At 57.5% G+C, this 22,976-nt stretch carries 18 protein-coding genes, 1 tRNA gene and 1 pseudogene; 10 read left to right on the top strand and 10 right to left on the bottom strand.

Annotated features, from left to right (window positions below; genetic code table 11):
* Positions 1 to 308 precede the first annotated feature (308 nt).
* Together gltX and uvrB are read right to left on the bottom strand one after the other, a co-directional pair.
* Positions 309 to 1,790 carry a glutamate--tRNA ligase gene (gene gltX / locus BLX42_RS18550; RefSeq protein ID WP_161872359.1) on the bottom strand — a complete coding sequence of 494 codons (1,482 nt, stop codon included), beginning with the start codon at positions 1,788 to 1,790 and terminating at the stop codon, positions 309 to 311.
* A gap of 146 nt (positions 1,791 to 1,936) precedes the next feature.
* On the bottom strand, positions 1,937 to 3,952 hold the full coding sequence (gene uvrB / locus BLX42_RS18545; protein ID WP_161872358.1) for an excinuclease ABC subunit UvrB: 2,016 nt from the start codon (positions 3,950 to 3,952) through the stop codon (positions 1,937 to 1,939).
* A gap of 287 nt (positions 3,953 to 4,239) precedes the next feature.
* Here uvrB and BLX42_RS18540 point away from each other — a divergent pair, with 287 nt between their 5' ends.
* Both BLX42_RS18540 and BLX42_RS18535 read left to right on the top strand, forming a co-directional pair.
* The gene (locus BLX42_RS18540; protein ID WP_039604031.1) at positions 4,240 to 5,436 is read left to right on the top strand and encodes an amino acid aminotransferase; all 1,197 of its coding nucleotides are present in this window, start codon (positions 4,240 to 4,242) and stop codon (positions 5,434 to 5,436) included.
* A 74-nt stretch (positions 5,437 to 5,510) separates the two neighbouring features.
* Positions 5,511 to 5,586: transfer RNA gene (locus BLX42_RS18535), tRNA-Asn, on the top strand.
* Positions 5,587 to 5,648: 62 nt separating this feature from the next.
* Here the strand turns inward: BLX42_RS18535 and BLX42_RS18530 are convergent.
* The 4 genes from BLX42_RS18530 to BLX42_RS18515 form a co-directional block, all read right to left on the bottom strand.
* Complete coding sequence (locus BLX42_RS18530) at positions 5,649 to 6,209, bottom strand: DUF1285 domain-containing protein (protein ID WP_046786547.1); 561 nt, start codon at positions 6,207 to 6,209, stop codon at positions 5,649 to 5,651.
* Positions 6,210 to 6,219: 10 nt separating this feature from the next.
* Positions 6,220 to 6,825, bottom strand: coding sequence for a DUF4823 domain-containing protein (locus BLX42_RS18525; RefSeq protein WP_012313444.1), 606 nt, complete (start codon positions 6,823 to 6,825; stop codon positions 6,220 to 6,222).
* A 65-nt stretch (positions 6,826 to 6,890) separates the two neighbouring features.
* Complete coding sequence (locus tag BLX42_RS18520; protein ID WP_161872357.1) at positions 6,891 to 7,859, bottom strand: GTP 3',8-cyclase MoaA; 969 nt, start codon at positions 7,857 to 7,859, stop codon at positions 6,891 to 6,893.
* A 107-nt stretch (positions 7,860 to 7,966) separates the two neighbouring features.
* Positions 7,967 to 8,602, bottom strand: a complete 636-nt coding sequence (locus BLX42_RS18515) for a TetR/AcrR family transcriptional regulator (protein ID WP_046786550.1) — start codon at positions 8,600 to 8,602, stop codon at positions 7,967 to 7,969.
* 71 nt (positions 8,603 to 8,673) lie between these two features.
* Here BLX42_RS18515 and BLX42_RS18510 point away from each other — a divergent pair, with 71 nt between their 5' ends.
* Positions 8,674 to 9,807 carry an aminotransferase class V-fold PLP-dependent enzyme gene (locus tag BLX42_RS18510; RefSeq protein ID WP_161872356.1) on the top strand — a complete coding sequence of 378 codons (1,134 nt, stop codon included), beginning with the start codon at positions 8,674 to 8,676 and terminating at the stop codon, positions 9,805 to 9,807.
* Between the two features lie 273 nt (positions 9,808 to 10,080).
* Here BLX42_RS18510 and BLX42_RS18505 read toward each other — a convergent pair whose 3' ends face one another.
* The 3 genes and pseudogenes from BLX42_RS18505 to BLX42_RS18495 form a co-directional block, all read right to left on the bottom strand.
* Positions 10,081 to 10,863: a TatD family hydrolase gene (locus BLX42_RS18505; RefSeq protein WP_161872355.1), complete on the bottom strand. Its 783-nt coding sequence runs from the start codon at positions 10,861 to 10,863 to the stop codon at positions 10,081 to 10,083.
* 29 nt (positions 10,864 to 10,892) lie between these two features.
* The gene (locus tag BLX42_RS18500; RefSeq protein WP_046786553.1) at positions 10,893 to 11,879 is read right to left on the bottom strand and encodes a DNA polymerase III subunit delta'; all 987 of its coding nucleotides are present in this window, start codon (positions 11,877 to 11,879) and stop codon (positions 10,893 to 10,895) included.
* Positions 11,872 to 12,210: pseudogene (locus tag BLX42_RS18495) on the bottom strand (dTMP kinase); the annotation flags it as partial. The gene BLX42_RS18500 and the pseudogene BLX42_RS18495, both read right to left, overlap by 8 nt.
* Before the next feature lie 120 nt (positions 12,211 to 12,330).
* On the opposite strand from BLX42_RS18495, the gene BLX42_RS18490 reads away from it, so the two are divergent.
* From BLX42_RS18490 to BLX42_RS26950, 7 genes are all read left to right on the top strand, one after another.
* Positions 12,331 to 13,155, top strand: a complete 825-nt coding sequence (locus BLX42_RS18490; protein WP_161872353.1) for a deoxynucleotide monophosphate kinase — start codon at positions 12,331 to 12,333, stop codon at positions 13,153 to 13,155.
* Positions 13,156 to 13,178: 23 nt separating this feature from the next.
* Positions 13,179 to 15,386: a hypothetical protein gene (locus tag BLX42_RS18485; RefSeq protein ID WP_161872352.1), complete on the top strand. Its 2,208-nt coding sequence runs from the start codon at positions 13,179 to 13,181 to the stop codon at positions 15,384 to 15,386.
* Complete coding sequence (locus BLX42_RS18480; RefSeq protein WP_161872351.1) at positions 15,383 to 17,632, top strand: tyrosine-type recombinase/integrase; 2,250 nt, start codon at positions 15,383 to 15,385, stop codon at positions 17,630 to 17,632. The genes BLX42_RS18485 and BLX42_RS18480 overlap by 4 nt, the downstream gene beginning before the upstream one ends.
* Positions 17,629 to 18,609: a hypothetical protein gene (locus BLX42_RS18475; RefSeq protein WP_161872350.1), complete on the top strand. Its 981-nt coding sequence runs from the start codon at positions 17,629 to 17,631 to the stop codon at positions 18,607 to 18,609. Before BLX42_RS18480 ends, BLX42_RS18475 begins: the two co-directional genes overlap by 4 nt.
* Before the next feature lies 1 nt (position 18,610).
* Positions 18,611 to 19,954 (top strand): site-specific integrase, encoded by a 1,344-nt coding sequence (locus tag BLX42_RS18470; RefSeq protein WP_178110740.1) that lies wholly within the window; start codon positions 18,611 to 18,613, stop codon positions 19,952 to 19,954.
* A gap of 148 nt (positions 19,955 to 20,102) precedes the next feature.
* The gene (locus BLX42_RS18465; RefSeq protein WP_256672039.1) at positions 20,103 to 20,747 is read left to right on the top strand and encodes a DUF2026 family protein; all 645 of its coding nucleotides are present in this window, start codon (positions 20,103 to 20,105) and stop codon (positions 20,745 to 20,747) included.
* Between the two features lie 583 nt (positions 20,748 to 21,330).
* Positions 21,331 to 22,002 (top strand): hypothetical protein, encoded by a 672-nt coding sequence (locus tag BLX42_RS26950; RefSeq protein ID WP_254912404.1) that lies wholly within the window; start codon positions 21,331 to 21,333, stop codon positions 22,000 to 22,002.
* 191 nt (positions 22,003 to 22,193) lie between these two features.
* On the opposite strand, the gene BLX42_RS18455 is transcribed toward BLX42_RS26950, so the two are convergent.
* A complete protein-coding gene (locus tag BLX42_RS18455) occupies positions 22,194 to 22,544 on the bottom strand; it encodes a hypothetical protein (RefSeq protein ID WP_161872348.1) in 351 nt (116 codons plus the stop codon).
* Positions 22,545 to 22,976: the final 432 nt, after the last annotated feature.

Here is a 22,976-nt window from a genome sequence, read left to right as displayed (position 1 = left end):
GGGATCGAACCGCTGACCTCCTGCATGCCATGCAGGCGCTCTCCCAGCTGAGCTATAGCCCCACAATGTCGCTTTGAACTGAATCACCGGCTGGGTGCCTGGCACTTCGTTTCGTTCATCGCTGTGGACGGGGCGCATATTAAGTTCGGATTGCAGGGCTGTCAAACGAAATTTTGAAAATATCCAAAAGTTTTTTCACAGATAACAACCACTTACCACCCTGCCCTGATTTGCGCACTCTGCTTTTGAGCACTTGAACCATTGCCAGCGGCATAGCCCGCTGGCAATGGCCCCGCGTCAAAGCCGCATCAGGCGATGTTGGCCAGCAGCTTTTCCCACTCTTTGTTTTCTTTCTTCGACACACCACCGAGCAGGTCCAGGGCTTGGCGCAGGCGATAGCGGGTAAGGTCAGGGCCGAGGATCTCCATGGCATCGAGCACCGACACCGAGCTGGCCTGGCCGGTGATGGCGGCGAACATCAGCGGCATGGCGTCACGCAGCTTCAGCTCCAGCGCTTCGACCACTGCCTGGATGCAGCCGGTGATACGCTCTTTTTCCCACTGGCGAAGGCTTTCCAGTTTCCACAGGATCAACTGCATCACCTGGCGCACCTGGTCGGCGGAGAGTTTCTTGCTTTCGAACAGTTTGGCGTCGAGCTTGAGCGCGCCCTCGAAGAAGAAACCACCCAGCGGAGCAACCTGGCTGAAGGTTTCGACCCGCCCCTGCACGTGCGGGGCGATTTTCATCATGTAGTCGCTGTTGAACGCCCACTTCTGCACGCGCGCGGCGAATTCTGCCACCGGCAGTTCGCGCAGCCACTGGCCGTTGAGCCACGACAGCTTCTCGATGTCGAAGATCGGGCCGCCCAGAGAGATACGCGACAGGTCGAAGTGCTCGACCATTTCGGCCAGGGAGAACTTCTCGCGCTCGTCCGGCATCGACCAGCCCATGCGGCCGAGGTAGTTGAGCATGGCCTCAGGCATGAAGCCCATGCGCTCGTAGAAGGTCACCGAGGTCGGGTTCTTGCGCTTGGAGAGCTTGCTCTTGTCCGGGTTGCGCAGCAGCGGCATGTAGCACAGCTTGGGCTGCTCCCAGCCGAAGTATTCGTACAGCTTGATCAGCTTGGGTGCCGATGGCAGCCACTCTTCACCGCGCAGTACGTGGGTGATGCCCATCAGGTGGTCGTCGACCACGTTGGCCAGGAAGTAGGTCGGCAGGCCGTCGTTCTTCATCAGCACCTGCATGTCCATGCGGTCCCATGGGATCTCGACATCGCCACGGAGCATGTCCGGGACCACGCAGATACCTTCGCTCGGTACCTTCATGCGGATCACATGGGACTCGCCAGCGGCCAGGCGGCGCTGCACTTCCTCGTCGCTCAGCAGCAACGCGCGGCCATCGTAGCGCGGGGTTTCGCCACGGGCCATCTGCTCGGCGCGCATCTGCTCCAGCTCTTCGGCGGTGCAGAAGCAGTAGAACGCATGGCCGGCATCGACCAGTTGCTTGGCGTACTGGGCGTAGATCTCGCCGCGCTCGCTCTGCCGGTACGGGCCGTGCGGGCCGCCCACATCCGGGCCTTCGTTCCACTCGATGCCAAGCCAGCGCAGGGCGTCGAAGATCTGCTGCTCCGACTCGCGGGTCGAGCGCAACTGGTCGGTGTCCTCGATGCGCAGGATGAACTCACCGCCATGCTGCTTGGCGAAGCAGTAGTTGAACAGGGCGATGTAGGCGGTGCCGACATGGGGGTCGCCCGTGGGCGATGGCGCGATACGCGTGCGTACGGTGGTCATGGAGGGTCTCGAACGAAAGATGAAACAAAGGCACGATGTTAGCAGGGTGCGGGCACCGCGCTCCAGCGCGGGAGGTGGGTTATTGGGCTATCGGACGCCTGGAGACCGCCAAAAATCATGCCGCTCCCCAAGGACCGAACCAGGCTTCAACTGGTAATCAACCGCTCGCGCAGCTTGGTAATCTCGTCGCGCAACTGCGCCGCCGCCTCGAATTCCAGGTCGCGGGCAAACTGCATCATTTTCTCTTCCAGTTGCTTGATGCGCTTGGTGATCTCGCCCGGCGTGCGCAGTTCGGCCTCGTAACGGGCGCTCTCCTCGGCGGCCTTGGCCATGCCCTTGCGCTTCTTGCTGCGCGACCCCGGCACGGTGGCGCCTTCCATGATATCGGTGATGTCCTTGACCACGCCCTTGGGCACGATGCCATTGGCCTGGTTGAAAGCGATCTGCTTCTCGCGGCGGCGCTCGGTTTCATCGATGGCACGCTGCATGGAGCCGGTTATCTGATCGGCATAGAGAATCGCGCGGCCATTGAGGTTGCGCGCGGCACGCCCGATGGTCTGGATGAGCGAGCGCTCGGAGCGCAGGAACCCTTCCTTGTCGGCGTCCAGGATCGCCACCAGTGACACCTCGGGCATGTCCAGGCCCTCGCGCAGCAGGTTGATGCCAACCAGTACATCAAAAGTGCCCAGGCGCAGGTCACGGATGATTTCGACCCGTTCCACGGTATCGATGTCCGAGTGCAGGTAGCGCACCCGCACATCGTGATCGGCCAGGTAGTCGGAGAGATCCTCAGCCATGCGTTTGGTCAACGTGGTGGCCAGCACCCGCTCGCCTAGCGCCACACGCTTGTGGATTTCCGACAGCAGGTCGTCGACCTGGGTCAGCGCCGGACGCACCTCGACCTGCGGGTCGACCAACCCGGTCGGGCGCACCACCTGCTCGACCACCCGCCCGGCGTGCTCGGCCTCGTAAGGCCCGGGCGTTGCCGAGACAAAGATGGTTTGCGGGCTGACCGACTCCCACTCATCGAAGCGCATCGGCCGGTTGTCCAGCGCCGATGGCAGGCGAAAGCCGTACTCGACCAGCGTTTCCTTGCGCGAGCGGTCGCCCTTGTACATCGCCCCGACCTGCGGAACGCTGACGTGGGATTCGTCGATCACCAGCAGCGCATCGGCCGGCAGGTAGTCGTAGAGGGTGGGCGGCGGTGCACCGGCCGGGCGCCCGGACAGGTAGCGCGAGTAGTTCTCGATGCCGTTGCAGTAACCCAGTTCGAGAATCATCTCCAGGTCGAACCGGGTACGCTGCTCCAGGCGCTGGGCTTCGACCAGCTTGTTGGCCTTGTGCAGGTACTCGAGGCGGTCCTTGAGTTCATCCTTGATCCCTTCCACCGCCTCCAGCAGGGTTTCCCGCGGGGTAACGTAATGGCTCTTGGGGTAGAAGGTGAAACGCGGCAACTTGCGGAAGACTTCCCCGGTGAGCGGGTCGAACGCAGCGATGTTCTCCACCTCGTCGTCGAACAGCTCGATGCGGATGGCTTCGAGGTCCGATTCGGCCGGGAATATATCGATGACGTCGCCGCGTACCCGGAAGGTGGCACGGGCAAAGTCCATCTCGTTGCGCGTGTACTGCAGATCGGCCAGGCGGCGCAACAGCGCGCGCTGGTCAAGCTTGTCGCCGCGGTCGACGTGCAGGACCATCTTCAGGTAGGTTTCGGGGCTGCCCAGGCCGTAGATGCATGAAACCGTGGTGACGATGATCGCATCGCGACGCTCCAGCAGCGCCTTGGTCGCTGAAAGCCGCATCTGCTCGATATGATCGTTGATCGAAGCGTCCTTCTCGATGAAGGTGTCCGAGGAAGGCACGTAGGCTTCGGGCTGGTAATAGTCGTAATAGGAAACGAAATACTCGACGGCGTTGTTCGGGAAGAACGCCTTGAACTCGCCATACAACTGCGCGGCGAGCGTCTTGTTGGGCGCCAGCACCAAGGTCGGGCGCTGCACCTGCGCAATGACGTTGGCAACGCTGAAGGTCTTGCCCGAGCCGGTCACACCGAGCAGGGTCTGGTGCGACAGGCCTGCCTCGATGCCCTCTACCATCTGGCGGATAGCCTCGGGCTGGTCGCCGGCCGGCTGAAAACGGGTGACGAGCTGGAACTCGGACATGTCGGACCTCGCGGTAACGCAGCAACTGTAAATTTAGCCAGTAGTCTATACCCAAATGCGCCCGCCTGGGGCCGCATTCAAGGCGGCGGTATGAACGCTCACTGCGGTGGACCGGGCAATTCGACCAATGGTTGAAAAAAATTTGCGCAAATAGCCGGAAAAGCTGCGCCACACTGTCGCAGTGACCGGTCGGTATCACTATACTGACTCCCCGTTTGTGCACCGCTTCAGTGCATTCGGCTGGAGCGTGTACGCCCTATCACTCTCCATTCAGAGCCAAGGTAACAATGAGCCTGTTTTCCGCTGTCGAGCTGGCACCCCGCGACCCCATTCTGGGCCTCAACGAAGCATTCAACGCCGATCCCCGTACCGACAAGGTCAACCTGGGTGTGGGCGTGTACTGCAATGAGGAAGGCCGCATTCCGCTGCTGCGCGCCGTGATCGAAGCCGAAACCCAGCGTGCCGCCCAGCACGCTTCGCGCGGCTACCTGCCGATCGACGGCATCGCCACCTACGACCAGGCCGTGCAGAAACTGATCTTCGGCGCCGAGTCGCCACTGCTGGCCGCTGGCCGCGTGGTTACCGTGCAGGCCGTTGGCGGTACCGGTGCACTGAAGATCGGCGCCGACTTCCTCAAGCGCCTGTCGCCCAATGCCGTGGTCGCCATCAGCGACCCGAGCTGGGAGAACCACCGCGCCCTGTTTGAAACGGCCGGCTTCCCGGTACAGAACTACCGCTACTACGACGCCCCGAGCAACGACGTCAACCGCGCCGGCATGCTCGAAGACCTGAACAACCTGCCGTCTGGCTCGATCATTGTCCTGCACGCCTGCTGCCACAACCCGACAGGCGTCGACCTGGGCCTGGACGACTGGAAAAACGTTCTGGAAGTGGTCAAGGCCAAGGGCCACGTACCGTTCCTCGACATGGCCTACCAGGGCTTTGGCGAGGGCATCGGCGAAGACGCCTTCGCCGTGCGCCTGTTCGCCGAGTCGGGCCTGGACTTCTTCGTTTCCAGCTCGTTCTCCAAGTCGTTCTCGCTGTACGGCGAGCGCGTTGGCGCACTGTCGATCGTGACCGGCAACAAAGACGAAAGCACCCGCGTGCTGTCGCAGGTCAAGCGCGTGATCCGCACCACCTACTCCAACCCGCCGACCCACGGCGCAACCATCGTTGCCACCGTACTCAACAGCGCCGAACTGCGCCAGATGTGGGAAGCCGAGCTGGGTGAAATGCGCCAGCGCATCCACGGCATGCGCAAGCAGATGGTCGAACTGCTGGCCGAGTACGGCGCCAAGCGCGACTTCAGCTTCGTTGGCCGCCAAGCGGGCATGTTCTCCTATTCGGGCCTGACCGTAGAGCAAGTGGCACGCCTTAAGAACGAGTTCGGCATCTATGCACTGGACACCGGCCGCATCGCCGTGGCCGCACTGAACCAGAGCAACATCCACGTGGTCACCAAGGCCATCGTAGAGGTGCTGTAACTGCTTGATTTGGCTGGCTGATTCGCTGGGGGCGGGTTGACTTGCCCCTGGCAATCGGTAAGATATGCGCAGATTCCGCGATAGCTCAGTCGGTAGAGCAAATGACTGTTAATCATTGGGTCCCTGGTTCGAGTCCAGGTCGCGGAGCCAAATACTAAAAACCTCCAGATGCGCAAGCACTGGAGGTTTTTTTTATTGCTACGCCGAGGTATTCAGCAGTTGCGCCCGATGGGATAGAACTGCCCATGGCTCCAGACGCCCAGCCATTGCTCGCCATCGATCTCACGAGGCACCGCCAGCTCGACCAACTGGTAGAACACATTGCGATGGATCAACGCCTCTAGATTGTTGCGCATCAGCACATAAGGCGAAGGCTCCTGAGTGACAGGGTCAACCTCTACCCGCAGCGGATTGCGCGGCCCGGCCTCTACCTGATCCTCGACGTTGCTGGTAAAACTCAGCACCTGCTGCTCGCCCGTGCCCCGCACATCCAGCGCAACGGCAACGAACGGCGCATCGTCGACCCGAATACCCACTTTCTCTACCGGCGTGACCAGGAAGTAGTCGTCGCCATCCCGGCGGATGATGGTGGAAAACAAGCGCACCATCGGCTTGCGCCCGATCGGCGTGCCCAGGTAGTACCAGGTACCGTCACGGGCAATACGCATATCGATATCGCCACAGAAGTCCGGATTCCACAGATGCACCGGCGGCAGGCCCTTGTGCTTGGGTAACTGCGCCAGAAGATCATTGGCCTTGCCGGAATCTGTCATCACCCTGCCCTCACTCACTCATGCCCAGAAGGCTACGAGCGTACTCGCGCATCGGCGCTGCGAGCAAATCCTGCGGAGCATTGTCGTGGAACGTCAACAAACCGCCACGGCTTTTGATTCGCGCAGTGTCGATGAGGTAGCGGGTACTGGTTTCGATCAGCATCATCTGCACCACACCGGTGTCCCAGCCCAGGCGGTCGACAGCCTGCTCGTCATACCACTCATCGCCATTGCCGATACGGTCGTCGGTGCGGGCAAAACGGGTATACAGCACATAGTCGGCGCCGACCGAGCGGGCCTCGGCGATGGCCTCTTCGAGGCCCAGCGGGCCCTGGGCGCGCCGTACCAGCGGAAAATACTCGACGAAGCTCTTGAAGGCCTCCTCGGCAACCACGTTCTGCTTCGGTACTGGCCCTTTGCTTGGCGGCATGAAGGCGCCCTGGCCGATGAAGATGAACGAATCGGGCTGCAGGCGAATCGACAGCGTGCGGCGTGTGTCGCTGTGATCCAGCAGGCCGGCATCGCTCATGTGGTAACGGACGCCCTCGCCCATATCGCTGACATTCATGCAGCCGCCCAGCGCCATAAGCGCCAGCAGCAAGACCAGGCTACGCATCTTTCCTCCAGTGACCGGCGACGAAAAACCGGCGAATAGCCGGCGGATGCAGCTTTTGCGCCAGATCAGCCGCCAATCACCTTCATCACCATCACGTCACCGGAAAACGCCAGCGCCTGTTTGTCGGCCAACGCCTTGACCAGCAACCGCTGCAGGGCTGGGAGCGCCTGATGACGGGGCTGCTCCAGCAGATCGCCGACAAAGTGACGGTTGCTCGACGACAGGCACCCGTGCAGCCAGCCGGTAGATGACAGGCGCAGGCGCGAGCAGCTCCGGCAGAACGGTACGCTCTCGTTGGCGATCACGCCGAAATGGCCCTTGCCCGGCACCTGGTAACGCAGCGCAGTGGCATCCAGCGGCGCATCGGCCCTCTCAAATGCATGCGCGTGGCCAATCAGATCCAGCAGTTGGTCGAGCCCCACAAACTGCTGCAGGAATGCGTTGTGATCACGGGCCAGATGGCCCATGCGCATCAGTTCGATGAAACGCAGTTCGAAACCGCGGGCCAGGCAGTAGTCGAGCATGGGCACAACCTGGTCCAGGTTCTGCCCACGCATGGGTACCATGTTGACCTTGATCTGCATGCCCCTGGCACTGGCCTGCTGCATGCCCGCGAGAACGCTGGTCAGGTCGCCACCACGGGCGATGCGCCGAAATGCCTGGGGGTCGAGCGTATCGAGGGACACATTCAGACGACGGATGCCGGCCGCCTGCAACTGCGGCAACTTGCGCCCGAGCAACTGACCATTGGTAGTCAGGGTGATGTCCTGGAGCTCGAGCTTGGCCACTGCAGCCAAAAAAGCATCCAGCCTGGGGCTGACCAGTGGCTCACCGCCGGTAATACGCAGGCGCTCAATACCGGCTGCCTCGATCAGATAGGCCACCCCGCGGGCCAGCGCCTCGGCGGACAGCTCATCCTGCGCCGCAACCAGGCGTTTGCCGTTGGGCACGCAGTAGCTGCAGGCATAGTTGCAGGCAGCCGTCAGGCTGACGCGCAGGTTGCGAAAACGCCTGCCTTGACGATCGACAATCATGAATGACTCCGGCATGGATGAAACGGGGCCGGCAAAACCTGACTCAAAATTCAGGTTTTTGCAAGCCCCCGTTCCACACCGAATTCAACCGACCGGGACGGAGCGCTTCAGTTCGCGGGTTCCGGGTCACGCTTGCGCTTGTTGCCCATGCGCACGCCGATGTCCATGAGGAACTGGAAGAAACCTTCCTGGTCCTCGAGCACATTGCTCCAGAATGGCGAGTGGTAGAGCGCCACGGCACCGTGCACCAAGGCCCAGGCGGCGCAGTAATGGAAGTATGGCGGCACGTCTTCGAGCTTGCCTTCGCTGATGCGGCCCTTGATCAGCTGGGTCAGCCGATCGAAGTTGGAGGCACGGATGCTGTGCAGCTCCTCGACCATCTCCGGCACCTGGTTGCCCTTGACCACCTTTTCTTCCAGGCGATCGAACAACCGGTAACGCTGCGGGTCGCGCATGCGGAACTCGAAATAGGCGCGCGACAGCGCCTCCTTGTCGCGGTCGACATCGGCCGAATGCAACAGCGCATTCAGGTCACGCTCGTAGTCGAGCATCAGGCGCAGGTAGATCTCCGCCTTGGACTTGAAGTGCTTGTAGATCGTACCTTTGCCGATACCTACAGCGTCAGCAATCATCTCGACGGTGACACTGTCTTCACCCTGTTCGAGAAACAGCTTGAGCGCAGTATCGAGGATTTCCTGTTCGCGACGGCGAAACTCACGGACCTTACGAGGTTCTTTCTGCATGGGAAGGACTGGATGACATTGAAGCGGTTTATTATGCCTAACTTGCAGCAAATTGCACGGATCATCCAACCATGTCTATGTTTCACGATGAGTTTGACCAGGCTCCGGGGCTGCGCTACCTGAACCACGCGGCCATCGCCCCCTGGCCACGCAGGGCCAGCGAAGCCGTGGCGCGCTTTGCGCGGGAAAACGTGAACCTGGGCGCCAGTGACTACCCGGCATGGTTGGCCACCGAGCGACGCCTGCGTGAGCGGCTCGCGCGCCTGCTCAACGCACCCTCACGCGGCGATATCGCGCTGGTCAAGAACACTTCCGAGGCGCTGTCACTGGTAGCTTTCGGCCTGGACTGGCAACCCGGCGACCAGGTGGTGATCAGCGACGAGGAGTTCCCCTCCAACCGGGTTGTCTGGGAGGCGCTGACCGATCGCGGCGTCGAGGTGGTTCAGGCAAGCCTCGCCGGGGCCGATCCGGAGGCTTCGCTACTGGCGGCCTGCAACCGGCGCACACGCCTGCTGGCGGTCAGCGCCGTGCAGTTCGGCAGCGGCCTGCGCCTGGACCTGACGCGCCTGGGCCAGGGGTGCCGGGCACGCAAGGTACTGTTCTGCGTCGATGCCATTCAGCAAATTGGCGCCCTGCCTTTCGACGTGCAGCGCTATGAGTGTGATTTCGCCATGGCTGACGGGCACAAATGGATGCTGGGCCCTGAAGGCCTGGGGGTATTTTACTGCAGGGCCGCGCTGCGCCCGCAGCTAAGGCTCAACGCCTATGGCTGGCACATGCTGGATAATCTGGGTGACTTCGAACGCCGCCAATGGCAGCCCGCCCGCAGCGCACGGCGGTTCGAATGCGGCAGCCCGAACATGCTCGGCGCCTGCGCGCTGGAGGCCAGCCTGTCGCTGCTCGAGGAAGTCGGCATGGACGAAGTTGCCCGGCAATTGCAGTATCGTGTCGAGCAGTTGCACCAAGGGCTGGCGGGTATTTCCGGGGTCCAGTTGCACAGCTCGGATAGCCCGGCGCGACGGGGTGGAATCGTCACATTCAGTATTTGCGGCCAGAACAGCGCAGACATTCACCGCAGCCTGACCGCAGAGCGGACGATCTGTGCCCTACGAGGCCCAGGTGTGCGCTTTTCGCCGCACTTCTATACCAGTGAGCGGCTTATCGACGAAGCTGTGCAGCAAGTACGGCGCCTGGCCATGCGCTGAGGAAGGAAGCGGGCCCGGGCGTATTCCAAATCTGTTTAAAAAACGAACAATTGGCACTGGCACTGCGCCAAACCTGACCAATACTTGAAGTGTTGGCGCGGCGCATCCCCCCCAGTGGCGCGTCGATAAAGGTGCTCACGGACCGCGTACCTTTGTTTTACTCCTAATGGTCTTAACCCGGATTCCTCCCCCAGAACCCGGGTTTTTTTTGCCTCAATGGCGCAGCTGGGGCCACGGGCAGATTTGCAGCGCCCTTGAAAGTCAGCGCCGGGCTCAGGCTACCCGGGCCAAAGGGAACAACCGCTTGAAGTTGTCGGTGGTCTGCCCGGCCAACTGCTCACAACTGACGCCGCGCAAGGAAGCCACGTACTCGGCCACCTCACGCACATACTGCGGCAGGTTAGGCTTGCCACGGTAAGGAATCGGAGCCAGGTAAGGCGAATCGGTCTCCACCAGCAAGCGATCGACCGGCACCTGTCGCGCCACCTCGCGCAACGCATCGGCATTGCGGAAGGTGACAATACCGGACAGCGAAATGTAGTAGCCCAGGTCCAGAGCCGCCTTGGCCATTTCCCAGTCCTCGGTGAAGCAATGCAGCACGCCGGCCTGCGGCAGGCTGGCCTCACGCAGCAGCGCCAAGGTGTCGGCTTTGGCTGCTCGCGTATGCACGATCACCGGCTTGCCGGTCTGGCGCGACGCCTCCAGGTGCAGGCGGAACGACGCCTGCTGCAGCTCGGCCGCCTCCGGCTCGTAGTGGTAGTCCAACCCGGTTTCACCGATCGCGACGACATGCGGGTGCGCCAGTTCGCGCAGGAGCCATTCCAGCGCTGGGGTCTCGCCGGGGGCCAGGTCAAGCGGGTGCACGCCCACCGAGCAGTCGACATCGGCGTACTGCTCGCTCAGCGCCTTCACTGCCCCGGCATTTTCGGCGCTGACACCGATACACAGAAAATGCCCGACCCCGCGCTCGCGGGCCGCCTGCAGGGCGGCATCGAGGGAGCCCTGATGGGCACTGAGGTCAAGACGGTCGAGATGGCAATGAGAATCTACGAGCATGGGAGACGTCACACATGAAAAATGAAAAATCAGCGGGAGCCGGGCAACTGCACCCAATGGGCCAACAAGGCTTCCAGCAGCAGCACGCGGTTGAGGTTGGCCTTGCCCAGCACCTTCTGGCGCTGCTCGAGAATCCACGCCTGCACCTCGAGTACCTTGGCCTGCCGGCTCTTCTGCGCAAGGTATTGCACCACCTTGCGCATATCGGCCAAGCCTAGCCCCTCCTCGTCCTGGGTCAATTGATAACGCAGGATCAGGTGCGACCAGTCGAAGAACCAGTCAAACAGCAGCAACAAGGGCACACCACTCCACGCCTCGGCCAGCTGACTGGGTGATTGCTGCTGCTTAAGCAGCTTTTTCACCCCATCGGTCACCAGCGCACGTTGCTCGCGCACACCTTGGGCCTGCAGGTTCACCGCCATCAACGGCGAGCCGGCAGCGAGGGTCAGCAGCTCGTCACGCTCGGCCTCGTCACTGCCGGCCAGCGCGGTGGCCAGCCAGGCCTGGCTCTGGGCAAGGCTCGGCTGCGGGCAGCTGACCTGCTGGCAGCGGCTCTTGATGGTCGGCAACAGCCGGCTGGGCTGGTGGCTGACCAGCAGCAGCACGGTGTCGCCGGAAGGCTCTTCCAGGCTTTTGAGCAGGGCGTTGGACGCATTGACGTTCATCGCCTCGACCGGCTCGATCAGGATGACCTTGCGCCCGCCCAACTGCGCCGTCTGCACGACGAACGACACCAGCTCGCGCACCTGATCGACCTTGATCGGCTTGTCAGCCTCTTCAGGCTCCAGCACAAAGTTGTCCGGATGGCTGCCCGCCTTGAGCAGCAAGCAGGACTTGCACTGCCCGCAGGCATCAAGCCCCTGTGGCTGCTGGCACAACAAGCGGGCCATCAGGCGCTCGGCCAAGGCGCGCTTGCCGATACCCTGCGGCCCGTGCAGCAGGTAGGCGTGGGCATGCTGCGCACGGCCCGCCAACTGCTGCCACAGCGCCTGCTGCCAAGGGTAGGCTTCAGCCACGGCAACGCTCCAGGATGCCCGGCAACAGCGCGTCAATGGCGCGCTGCACGGCTTCCAGCGGCTGCGCCGCGTCCAGCAGGTCGTAGCGCTGCGGCTCGCGCCGGGCGCGCTGCAGGTAAGCCTGGCGCACGGCCTCGAAGAAGGCCTGGCCCTCCTGCTCGAAACGATCCAGCCGCCCACGGGCAGCAGCACGGGCCAAACCTACTTCCACCGGCAGGTCGAAAACCAGCGTCAGGTCGGGGCGCAGCTCGCCTTGAACGAACTGCTCGAGCACGGCGATCCGCTCTACCGAAAGGCCGCGGCCACCGCCTTGGTAGGCGTAGGTAGCGTCTTGTTTCGGAACGTCTAAATATGTAAACGTCATGATATGTTTCGGAAAGCCTTTGTATGTAAACCTCGAATTTCTCCCCTGAAAGCCTTTAGAATCAAGCTTTTGCCCGGAGAGAACCCAGTGAAAAAGATCATCGGCCTCGCTGCAAAGGCGAGATCAGGGAAGGACACAGGTGCCGCTTTCCTGATGGAGCATCCGGAGATAGCTAGCTACGCCCTAGCCAATCCGCTGAAGGCTGGATGTCAGTCACTGTTCGGATTATCGAATTCTCAAACCTGGGATGATACCGCAAAGGAGGTGCGGCTGGAGGCATGGGATATGTCGCCACGTGAATTCTTCCAGCTGGTCGGTACCGAATGGTTGCGTGACAGCCATGACGCACTTCATTGGTTGAAGCGTGCTGACCGTGAGATTAACACTCCCCCTCTGCTTCCCCGCCCGCTAACAGAAGCAGAAGCGCGAGATCCTGAAACGCCGTTCATGCGTGCCACTCAAGAGTTCTTCGGCTTCAGCGACGAGCAGATTTGGTCCACGACCAAGACCGAAATAGACAGCTTCTGGGGCATATCTCCAGAGACCGCAATCGCCCTAGTAAAGAAGCTCGCAACCCAAGAGTTTCCTGACTTTGCAACTAGGCGTGTAAATCATATAAACACTTTCCACCCAGAAAAACCAACTCACCCCGAACTTCTCCTCGACCGAAAAGAGGTCATCATCATCAAGGATATTCGGTTCGAAAATGAAGCCAAATACATCCGAGATCTTGGTGGTGAGATCTGGCATATCGTCCGAGATGACGCGACAAAGATCAAAGAGCATTCGTCCGAAGCCGGCATTGCAGTTGCAAGTTCCGATACTGTTATTCATAATAATGGAACCATTGCAGATTACCGACAAAAAATTGAGGAGGCCTGGGCTTCTTTGAAGGTTCGCTGCGCGATATAGAATGGGCAAAAGGAAACAGCGCAGTGAACTTCCGCTTCATCCCAGCAACAGAAAGCTCCTATGAACTAGCCCCCACAACCGACTCACAGCCTATCCCCTGCAACTACCAAGGCCACCCTTTCTGGGACAAGCAGTCTCCACTATGCTTGTCTCTACACCTGGTATTCGTCAAGTACGCCGCTACGCACCGCAGGCTTTCGGGCTACGCATTGCGCCAAGCCATCATGCTATTTTTCGACTTTGCCAAAGACTTCAACGAGCGAAACCCCGAAAGCTTGGGCCTAAAATACCTGACGGATATCAGCGCAGAAGTCTTCAACAACTTCCGGACCTACCTGCTTGCGAATCAAGAGAAGAAAAGCAACGCGAGCAAGCTCAAATCAGCAATCACCCTAATCGCCAAAGAAACAGATCTGTTGCCGCAGGTTCAGTTGCCATCGATCACAGGCAAAGACCATAAGAAGACGCTTCCATTGACGGGTGAGGCGTATGAGATGCTCGTGGGCGCGCTCAAGACGCACGTTGATACACTCTATGAGAAGCTAGCTTTTCGCGAAGCAGTGGCGACAGCCGAGCCTTATGTGTTTGATGATGTCATTCAGACTTACACCCCAAACCATACCCGAGAGAATATCTTCAAATGGGCTCAGTTTCGTCGCGACACGAAGCTGAAGGTTTCAACTCGTGTGGTTGCGGACAAAATAAAGCATACAAACGACCCTGAGCTTGCGGCCCTTATGGACAGCCCTGATCTTTTGGTTGAGTTCAACAAGCTCTATGAGGCACGCCCGGATTGCTATCGCTTTGAGTCCCCTACTGATCCCTTTGTACACAACAGCCTGTGGCACTGGGACCCCGACGAAAGCCGAGTCCACAAAACCCTGCTAAAGCACGGTTACCCTATGGACCTCTCTTTGGAGTCTATCGCCACCACTTACGCCCCCAAATACTTGATATCGAGGGGTGACTGCCAAGACATCGTTCAGCTCATGCTATTCCGGTGGAATCGAGTGGGTGCGAAGCGCCTCATCAAGCACCCTGTCCGGCCTTGGGACGATGTCCTCGGTGCGTACTACCCAACCATGGTTGACATGTCGTGCATCATCTTGTTTGCCATGCTCCAGAGCAACTGGAATAAAGAGTCGGTGCTGTGCGTCGACGGTGACAACATGGAGCACCCATTGACAGGTGCAGCTTCCGAATCGCAGGTCATCGTTCAATCAGAGAAAAACCGCTCCCAGGGTCTCGATAAGCCGTATTACGCCCCCAAGGATGTCATTGCCTCCAGCAACCGACACGACAAGTATTCCGTTTACAACCTACTCAAGCTAGCCGAGAAGCTCGCAGAGCCATTGGTGGGTTACGAATTTGATGTCAGGCCGTTTGGCCAAGAAAAGGTGCCCTACAACGATCTCTTCCTCTGCCTTCGTTACTACGGATCTTGGCCCTCGAAGGGCGGTCGCCACACGGCGGCCAACAACCTGAAAGCTTTCACTCGCGGCGTTAAGGACTTCCTAACCCTCTACCCCGTATACGAGAAAGGCGCACGGCTTAAGAGCGCGAAGGACATTACAAAGCGGTTGCGCCCGACCTGGAGCCTTTACCAGCGCAAAGAGAAGAGCACAGGACTTGGGCTCCTGGCGATGCAGATGCATCACTCCGATCAAAATACGACAGATGTGAGTTACGACTCCTCGGGCGCAGCCGTACAGGAGCGCTACGAGCGCCTCGCGTCTGAGCAGGAGGCAATTCTGGAGTTGTTGCGTAAGCGAGAGTTCACTGGCCTGCTCGGCCTAAAGCAAGCGCCTGCGATTGATGTCCCCATGAAGGTATTTCACATCCCTGGACACGAGCTTCCCCTGTGGAGCTGTTCGAACCAACGCAGGCCCACTTGGATCGGCGCTCGTAACCACGTGGCGGAAGGAGATCGTTGCTACTCAATCAGAAACTGCCTGTTCTGTGAGCAGTGCATGATCCACGAGGAATCACTGCCTTATTTGATGCAGCGCAGGATCCACGTAACCGAGCTGATTGATGACCAGCTTGAGACTGACTCGGATTACAGCAATAGCTTGGAGACAGAGTCCTCGATCATCAGCTCAATCTTGGAGGAGTGGAATGACGACGACGCTATTAAATGGGCGGCTCGCTATGAACGCCGCAACCCAGCCCTTCTCCCCCGTGATCTTGATTTTTTGCAATTGATTTTTGAAGAAGAGGACATGAAATGACCAACAAGAAGCCTCAGACAAACGAATTGATCTATGCCGGCTATGTTGACACCGCAACGCTAGATGAAGGCCCAGATTGTGCCCTCGATAGCTATGACCTAGACGATGAACTTGACTGTGAGAGCGGCGCACGAGAGGGAGACCTGCCCCAAGGAGCGCAGATAAAAGACTCAGTAGGTGGCGGGCGCGCTCTAGACGATGATGACGAGATTGTGGAAGAGGACGATGACGACCTCAGCGACGAGCTTGATCAAGAGTACGCAGCAGATATCGAGGAAGCAGCCGAAGCCGAGCTGGAGGAACTGCTCAGAGAAACCGGTGACGTGCCTTTGCAGCAGCGCGCCGGCGGACTGGTCATTAAGCTTGCTGAATACCCAAATGGGGACTTCCCAATTTCTGCGCACTCTACGTACGGGGAGAACGTTTGGACTCTTCATACAAACCGGTATGGTGCAGTCAAGCGCATATATTTTGACGGCATGCCAGAGCCAATGCGAGAGCTGAAAAAGGCCATCACATACCACTTCATTCCTGATTTCTCACCATTCGGCACTATCCGCAGCTTTACAACCACGTATGGTCAGTCCATGTACTTTGGAATGCTAGAAAAGTACCTGTTCGAGCCAAATTTCCTAGACGGCACGCCAGAATCTCTCGCCCTCATCAATTACCGGATGCTCAATCGAGCCCTTGATGCAGCGAAAGACTCTGACTCTGCTCGACATTATCATTCGCTTTACTACATGATTAGGCTTTGGGGAGCCCTCTCCACACAGGGTCTTATTCCCGCTCAGCTGAAAATGAATGCAAAGCTGGAAAAAGTAGACACAGTTGAACGCCGAAAAGACGTGATGCGGCAATTTTCCGGCAGCTTGAGCACCTGGCAACCCTTTTCTGAAGAAGACCTCAGCAAGCTCTGCGAGTACGCCTTCTTCTGGACAGATAAGGCTATTCCAAGACTTCTTGAGACCGTCGCTTATGTCAAACAACATCAACTAGACACAACGACAAAAGCGGCGATTGTTCGCTATGAAACTGACCATGACGTTGAAAAAAATCTAAACATCAGCGTAGACGGAACCGAAATACTTTCGGCCTCTAAAAAGAGCTATGAATATGAATATAATACGAAGCAGCAGCATATTTATAGCTGGCTACGATCCTATGCTACGAGCATAGACAAAATCAGAAACGCCGTTTATATCCTCCTAGCGCTGTTGACAGGCCTGAGAAGTGGAGAGCTGTGCATTCTCACCTTCGATGATTTGATCAAGTATCCTGACGGTAGCTATGCACTCAAAATCAAACGCTTCAAGACAAGCGATGAGCCGAGCTACGATGGAGAAGACGACATCATTCCGCTGCCAAGCTACATTGGCCAAAAAATTGAGGATCTGGAGACGCTTCGTTCTATCTACACCCTGAAGGCGCAAAACTTCATATTCCAGTCGACCAAAGGCCGAAAAACAGTCAACAAGCCCTCGACCAGCATGATACAAGCGATTACGCGAGAGCTGAACGCGGAGGTAGCTGTGGACCGTATCCACTCGCACCGCTTCAGGAAAACGATCGCCGAGATCCTGATCAATCGCAGCGAGCGGAATATCGACATCATTCGCCACCTGTTCGGCCACAAAAGCTATTCGATGACGCTGAAATATATCTCCCGCAACCCCCACCTCGTTCGCGGGGTGGCGCAGGCTATCGAACAAAATTACACGGCAGAATTCACGTCGCTTCTCACCTCCATCAAGGAAGGGGCTTCCTCGGGTCCGCAAGCTGAGCGGATCCTGGATCGACTCAAAGCCCGCCCAGACGCATTTTCGGGCAAGCAGCTGAAGTTGACGATCTATGTGTACATCTCGCACTTGCTGTCCTCGGGAGAGCCACTCTTCATCCACCGAACGGCGTTGGGCAGCTATTGCCTTTCATCCGAATCGCACACTGCGCCAAACCTGCCGCCGTGCCTGGCTCATAGAAAGGACGTCACTTCGCCTCTGCTGCCGGACCCCACCCACTGCGATCTCAGCTGCAAGCATGCGGTAGTGGTTGGTAAAGCGGCCCAGGCGCTTGCAGATAACGTGAAGTTCTATACCACCGTGCTGGAGAATGGCGGCGACAGCTTGACCGACAAGGCCAAACGTCTTATTGCCCAGAAGATCGAGTCCAACTCCAAACACCTTGAAACTCTCAATCGCCAGAACAGCCAAGCCAGCCAGATCATCGCAAGCACGGTGAGCGTATGACCCAGCTTGTAGATACGCGAACCCGCCTGATCGAGGTGATCAAAGAGCACCAGCTTGAGTTCGGCCTAAAAAAGCTGCCCATTGGCAAGCTGGCAGAGCGTGCGGAGATTAGCCGGCAATCCTTCAATCGCTTCTACAGCGACCTGAAGCCCTACAGCGAAGGCCAGTCCATCGCTGAGCTGTTAGCCGACGATCCGGATGCTTCGAGGAATTTCCTTGCTCAGCGAGATCGTGAATCAGATCAACTGCGAAACGACATCGAAGACCTGAAGAAACGCCACGCTAAAGAGCTTGAGCAGGCGGTGTCGCAGCACGTCACCTCTCTGATGAACAACGACATTCTTGCGTTCGAGGCCAACGAGATGAGCGCGCTACTGGCCAGCCAGACGCAGCACAACGAAATGCTCACTAAGAAGCTCACCGCCCTTGAGCTTCGACAGACTCGTCTTCAGATGAATGAGGCCGAATCGCAACTGGCCAGCCAAGGCGCGAGCAAAAGCCCCAAAAATTTCCTGACATTCGAGCCGGACCTGGAAAAAGCCAACAGCGCCTACAAAGAGAGCCAGAGCTTTGATGAGTACGAGGATCTAAAAGAAAAGGCGATAGATGAAGCCATAGATGCCATTATCAAATTGCCTGACCCTTCGAAGATAGAGTTGATTATATATATGGATCGCTTTCTCTATCCGTTCAGCGATTTCTGCGAGTCGATTCCCGCCAAAATCAACAAGCTCACCGCTTGTCTCCGCCTCCCGGTTTTCTCCCAGGCAGAGGTAGGCATCGCACTCTCTCGGCTATCCAAGATGGATTCTATATCAATTCACATGCCCCATAGCACGTCAGAAGCAATCACGGCTGCAAATCGCAAATTCAGGTACCGGGATGTGCCAGAGGAAGAATTTACACACGCTGATAAAGCTAGGCCCCCCATGATTACGTGGGGCGTCGACGAGGTCAGGGTTTTCAAGGTGAAGTGATATGAAAAACCTAAAAATCAATGTTGAGCCAATAACCTATACCAGCGTAGAGCTTGAGCATGAGGTTTCGCACTATATCCTGATCGCTGAAGTAAAAAAGCAGAAAGTCTTGCTGAGTGTACCGAACCTTTATCTCTACAAAAAAACCCGCTCCTCGATTATGACATCGAGGCGCTATGCAAACGTCATCTCGAAATTTTACAGATTTTTGGCCACTCAGAGCTATTTCAAGGATCTGTCCCCTGGGGATTACCATACGCGAGTTCGAAACCTAGACATTCGTAGATGGCAGATTTCGCGGCAGATCAAGAGAATTAAAAATAGTGCCGTACGACCCAGCTCCCACACAATCTTCGAAGAGGCTAAAATTTTGCTCAACATGTTTGGATGGGCCATGGAGGCCGGCATCCAGACAAACGTGAAAATCCAGCTTCAGACTTGGGTCGCGAACTTCAAACGAGACACACTGCTCTCTTACGTACATAAGAAGGCGGGCGTCCGATACGATACTGACTCCATTCGAGTCTTAGATCGAGAGGCGAAGCAAGGGAGGGCCAAGTCGCTGATCACAAATAAAGACGTCCTGACACTTATCTCTGTATATCCAGATAGCGTCTACGCATCTCTTTTCTGCTTCGCTCTCTCCACAGCAATGAGGCCTTCAGAGCTTTGTGACTTCCCGTTCCTTGGCAATGCGGAAAACAAGCACATCATGCCGTTCTCATCGATGGACAAGGGGCAGACCAAATACGAATACACGCTAATCGGTAAAGGCAATAAGCTGAGAACGATTATCATACCCGCCTATGCGTTGAGAGATTTGGAAAGCACCTACATCAAGAAGGACTATCCCGCGAGAAAGAAAAAATACAAGGCGAAATACGGGAAGGCCTGCCCACCTTCGATTCTTTTTCTGACATCCGAGGGCGAGCCAGTCACGGAAAAAATGATCTCAGATGCCACCACCTATGCAGCAGAGCTAGCGATCAAGAAAGACCCAACGTTCCGCAAAGGTAACAATTTCTATCAAGCCCGCCATTGGTGGCCGACCATGATGATGGTGCAACACCGAGGAGCCCTGTTGCTGACGGAGGCAGCAGATGTAATTGATGCAGCTTTCGCCGAGACTTTGATGAAACAGATGGGGCATAGCAGCATCGCTACTACCTACAAGTATTATCTAGATCTCGCTAGGGCGTTGGTTATGGCTAATGAGGGCATGATCAACGACATCATTACAGAAGATTTCAACATTCACGCCCAAATCGAGAAGTACGGCAAAACGAACGTTGAAATAGCCGCGGAGCGGGATGAGACCAGCGGGGTGGAGAGCGAGGCCGCGTGAGGTCCTAGTTAGGATCGGGCGCAAGGAGCACTGTTTTAGCCTCTGGATCCCTTCACACGGAGTGTGGTCAGGGGAGGCTGGCCAAGATGTAGCTATGGGCTATCATCGGCAGCACATCTTGAGCCCGCACCGCCGCTACAGGAACCGTATGAGCAAAAAATCGCAAGAACTAATCCCTCTTCTCGATTACCTGCGAATCCACCGGGTCATTAGAAGCGTTCTGGATTCTGCTGATGCAGAGACAACCCATGCCTGCTGGCTTTTCAGCATGGCCGGCGCAGCTATCCTTCGCCACCACTACCGTAAGGAAGCCCACCCGCTTGCGGGCGCGATGTGCCTCATGGTCGACGAAAGGGAATCCAATGTTCTCTGCTTCGCAAACTTGGTCAACGATGAGATACAAAGCTCGGAGAACGGCTTCCATGCGGTGGTAGCCTGCGGTGAGCACGTCCTGGATTTCATGAGTCCGATCTTCCCCGAGACCTCCCAATCCGCCAAACACGACTTCATCGCCCCCTCCAAATCCTTTCAGCGCCGCATTGATTCCATGACTTCGAGCCCTGCCGATCTAAGCAAAAATGGGGATTTCTTCTTCGACCCGAACATGGAACTGACAGACTATCTGGAGCGGCGGGTCGCGCAGAGCCTTCTACAGAAGGATGTGATCAACGCTTGCGTGACGTGGTACACGCGCCCACCTAAGCCCATCCCTGCGTGGATCATGATGGGTGATATGAAGGGAAAAACCGAAAAGGTGAAGCTGAAAGAGGCATCGGTGGCCGGCGCCTGGTGACCCATCGCAGCCATTCATTGGATAGTTGCAGTTGCTCTCGAACTGCGCCCTGCGAGACGGCCATGCGCCAATACCGCATCTGCATGACCTCTCAGTGGGGGGAGCAGAAGGAGACCATTAACGCTCTTTCATGGCTGACTCGGGACGTCATGTTTATGGTTTGCATCAGCGCACGAAGAGCATTCGAACGCCCTAGCCGATGCAGCCCGCCCTCCTCCTCGCTAAGACCATATGACGCCAAACAATAAAGAGTACAGATGTACCCCTAACGCATCCGCATTAACCACATCGCCAATTACGGCTGAGCATCGGCGAGCGCAGCGCAAGTCCGCAGCCGGCGATTGAGCCCAGCGGGGTACACAGAGCACACGTGAACCAGCCGGTCTCTAGCCTCCTTTAGCTCGTGCGCATCAATCCATGCACCACGCATCCAGACCTGGTCGCTAGCAATTGCTAATGGCATATGGCTATATACCGATACGATGCCGCCTCACTCGTGGAAGGCGCAGGGAAATGCAGGCGTTTTTAGGCTAGGCCTCGCTCCAGCCCGAAGAAAGCCCCTGCCAACTCAAGGATAAATGTGATGAGCAGTAGCATTGGAAAGATCATAAGCCGGGCGACTCGCAAAGAGTATGAGGCTGGCACGAAGCTTCCAAGAGGGTGGGAAATCGCGATGGATCTGGGTTTCTACTCCTCGATCGCGACCACCCAAGTCGAAGGCAAACGGTCCAAGACGCTGATGGAATTTTCCGCCAGCAAACTGAACGATTTGCTTAAAACGGTCAGAGCTGAACACGAACTGGTGGTCGAAGCCCCACTCAAAAAGAAGCTCAAGGCACGGCTCAAGAAATCGAAAGAGAAAGATGCCGAAATCACTCAGCTTCGTGAAGAGATCGCGACACTGAAAAGGTCACATGCCGGAGAAATCAAAGCCTATGAGAAAAAGGTTTCGGAGGGTCAGGCAGCAACGGACGCAGCCCTCGAAGAGAGAAACAACGCTTGGAATGAAAATGCTGAGCTGAACCAGGAGGTCAAGCGAGCGCAGGAGGAGCGCGACCACGCTAAAAGCGAATACTACGAGGGTGGCCACGCTTACGAAACTATGAAGGCGAATCTGATTGCTGCAAATGAAATGCTCATTGCACATAACCTTCTACGAGAGGATTCGCCAGGTATCAGACCTCAATGGAACGCTAAGGACGTTAAGCCACGTCCCTACAACCCATACAGTGGTGGGTCATGCTCCAGTAAGTAGGCAAGACAGGAAGAGTTCATGCCACTGATGAGCGCCCGCAGACTTGCCTCGATGCTTCAAGAGACGTCCCGCCCTCAACATGCCGCCCCTTGATCGAGATCCGCCCCGGTTGATGCAACCAGCCCAACGACGGAGATCACGTCATCTCCGTCGGCGGACCGAAGCACAATTTACGAGCTACACAGACTCGATTAATCGTCCTTGAGGTTGTTCAGCGTCCCAAGCCAATAGAACAAGCCATTCATCAGCGCTGCGGTAACACCCAGCATGGCGGCTTTAGTATTTAGCATTGCTGATGCCTTGGTGGTAGCTACCATTTCCGCCGGATCGAGATGCCCCGCAATTGCGAGCTGTTCCTGCATGATCGCAGAGGCGTGCCAGAGCATGGCAGAGCAGATGGCGATGAAAATCCCGCCGATCACCAATAGCTTCTTAGCCCCCGAGACAACCCAATCGTTCTCGATGCAGTAGTTGCGCGCCGCGTAAAGGATGCAATCGATGGCAGTGCAGATCATGCAGAGCGCACGGTAAAGCTTTTTCATTTCGCAAGCCTTCTCAATCAGAGATGATCGATTTTTGATCATCGTACTTACCTGTTCGGCATACGCACCCGAAACGTTTAGTCCTTCCCACAAAAAATCACCAACGCGTAAATTTCGCGTCTTTAGTTCGTTATCCCCTCAGAAAGCAGCCCTGTGGATGGCCCCCAGCGACGAGTAGCTGGGCTGCGACATACCGCCTCCCGCGGAAAGGCCGAAGGCTGCTGGTGGATGACGACCCCTTTCCAGCCTTGTTGCTGGAACGTCAGCACGACCAGTGAATGGCTCATCGTGCTGCACACGGTGTGACTGAGGCTATAACCAGCTCATCAGGGACGATGATCCTTATCGCTCTTCGCCAGAACTAGAACAGCGCGTGGGGCCTGATCGCTCCTCCCAGTCCAATCGAGCAGCTGCATGTCGCCGTCCCTTCAT

It is taken from the genome of Pseudomonas sp. SG-MS2 (genome assembly GCF_009933855.1).
In the GTDB taxonomy this organism is placed as follows: Bacteria; Pseudomonadota; Gammaproteobacteria; order Pseudomonadales; family Pseudomonadaceae; genus Aquipseudomonas; species Aquipseudomonas putida_E.
This window is presented reverse-complemented; position numbering and strand designations above follow the sequence as displayed.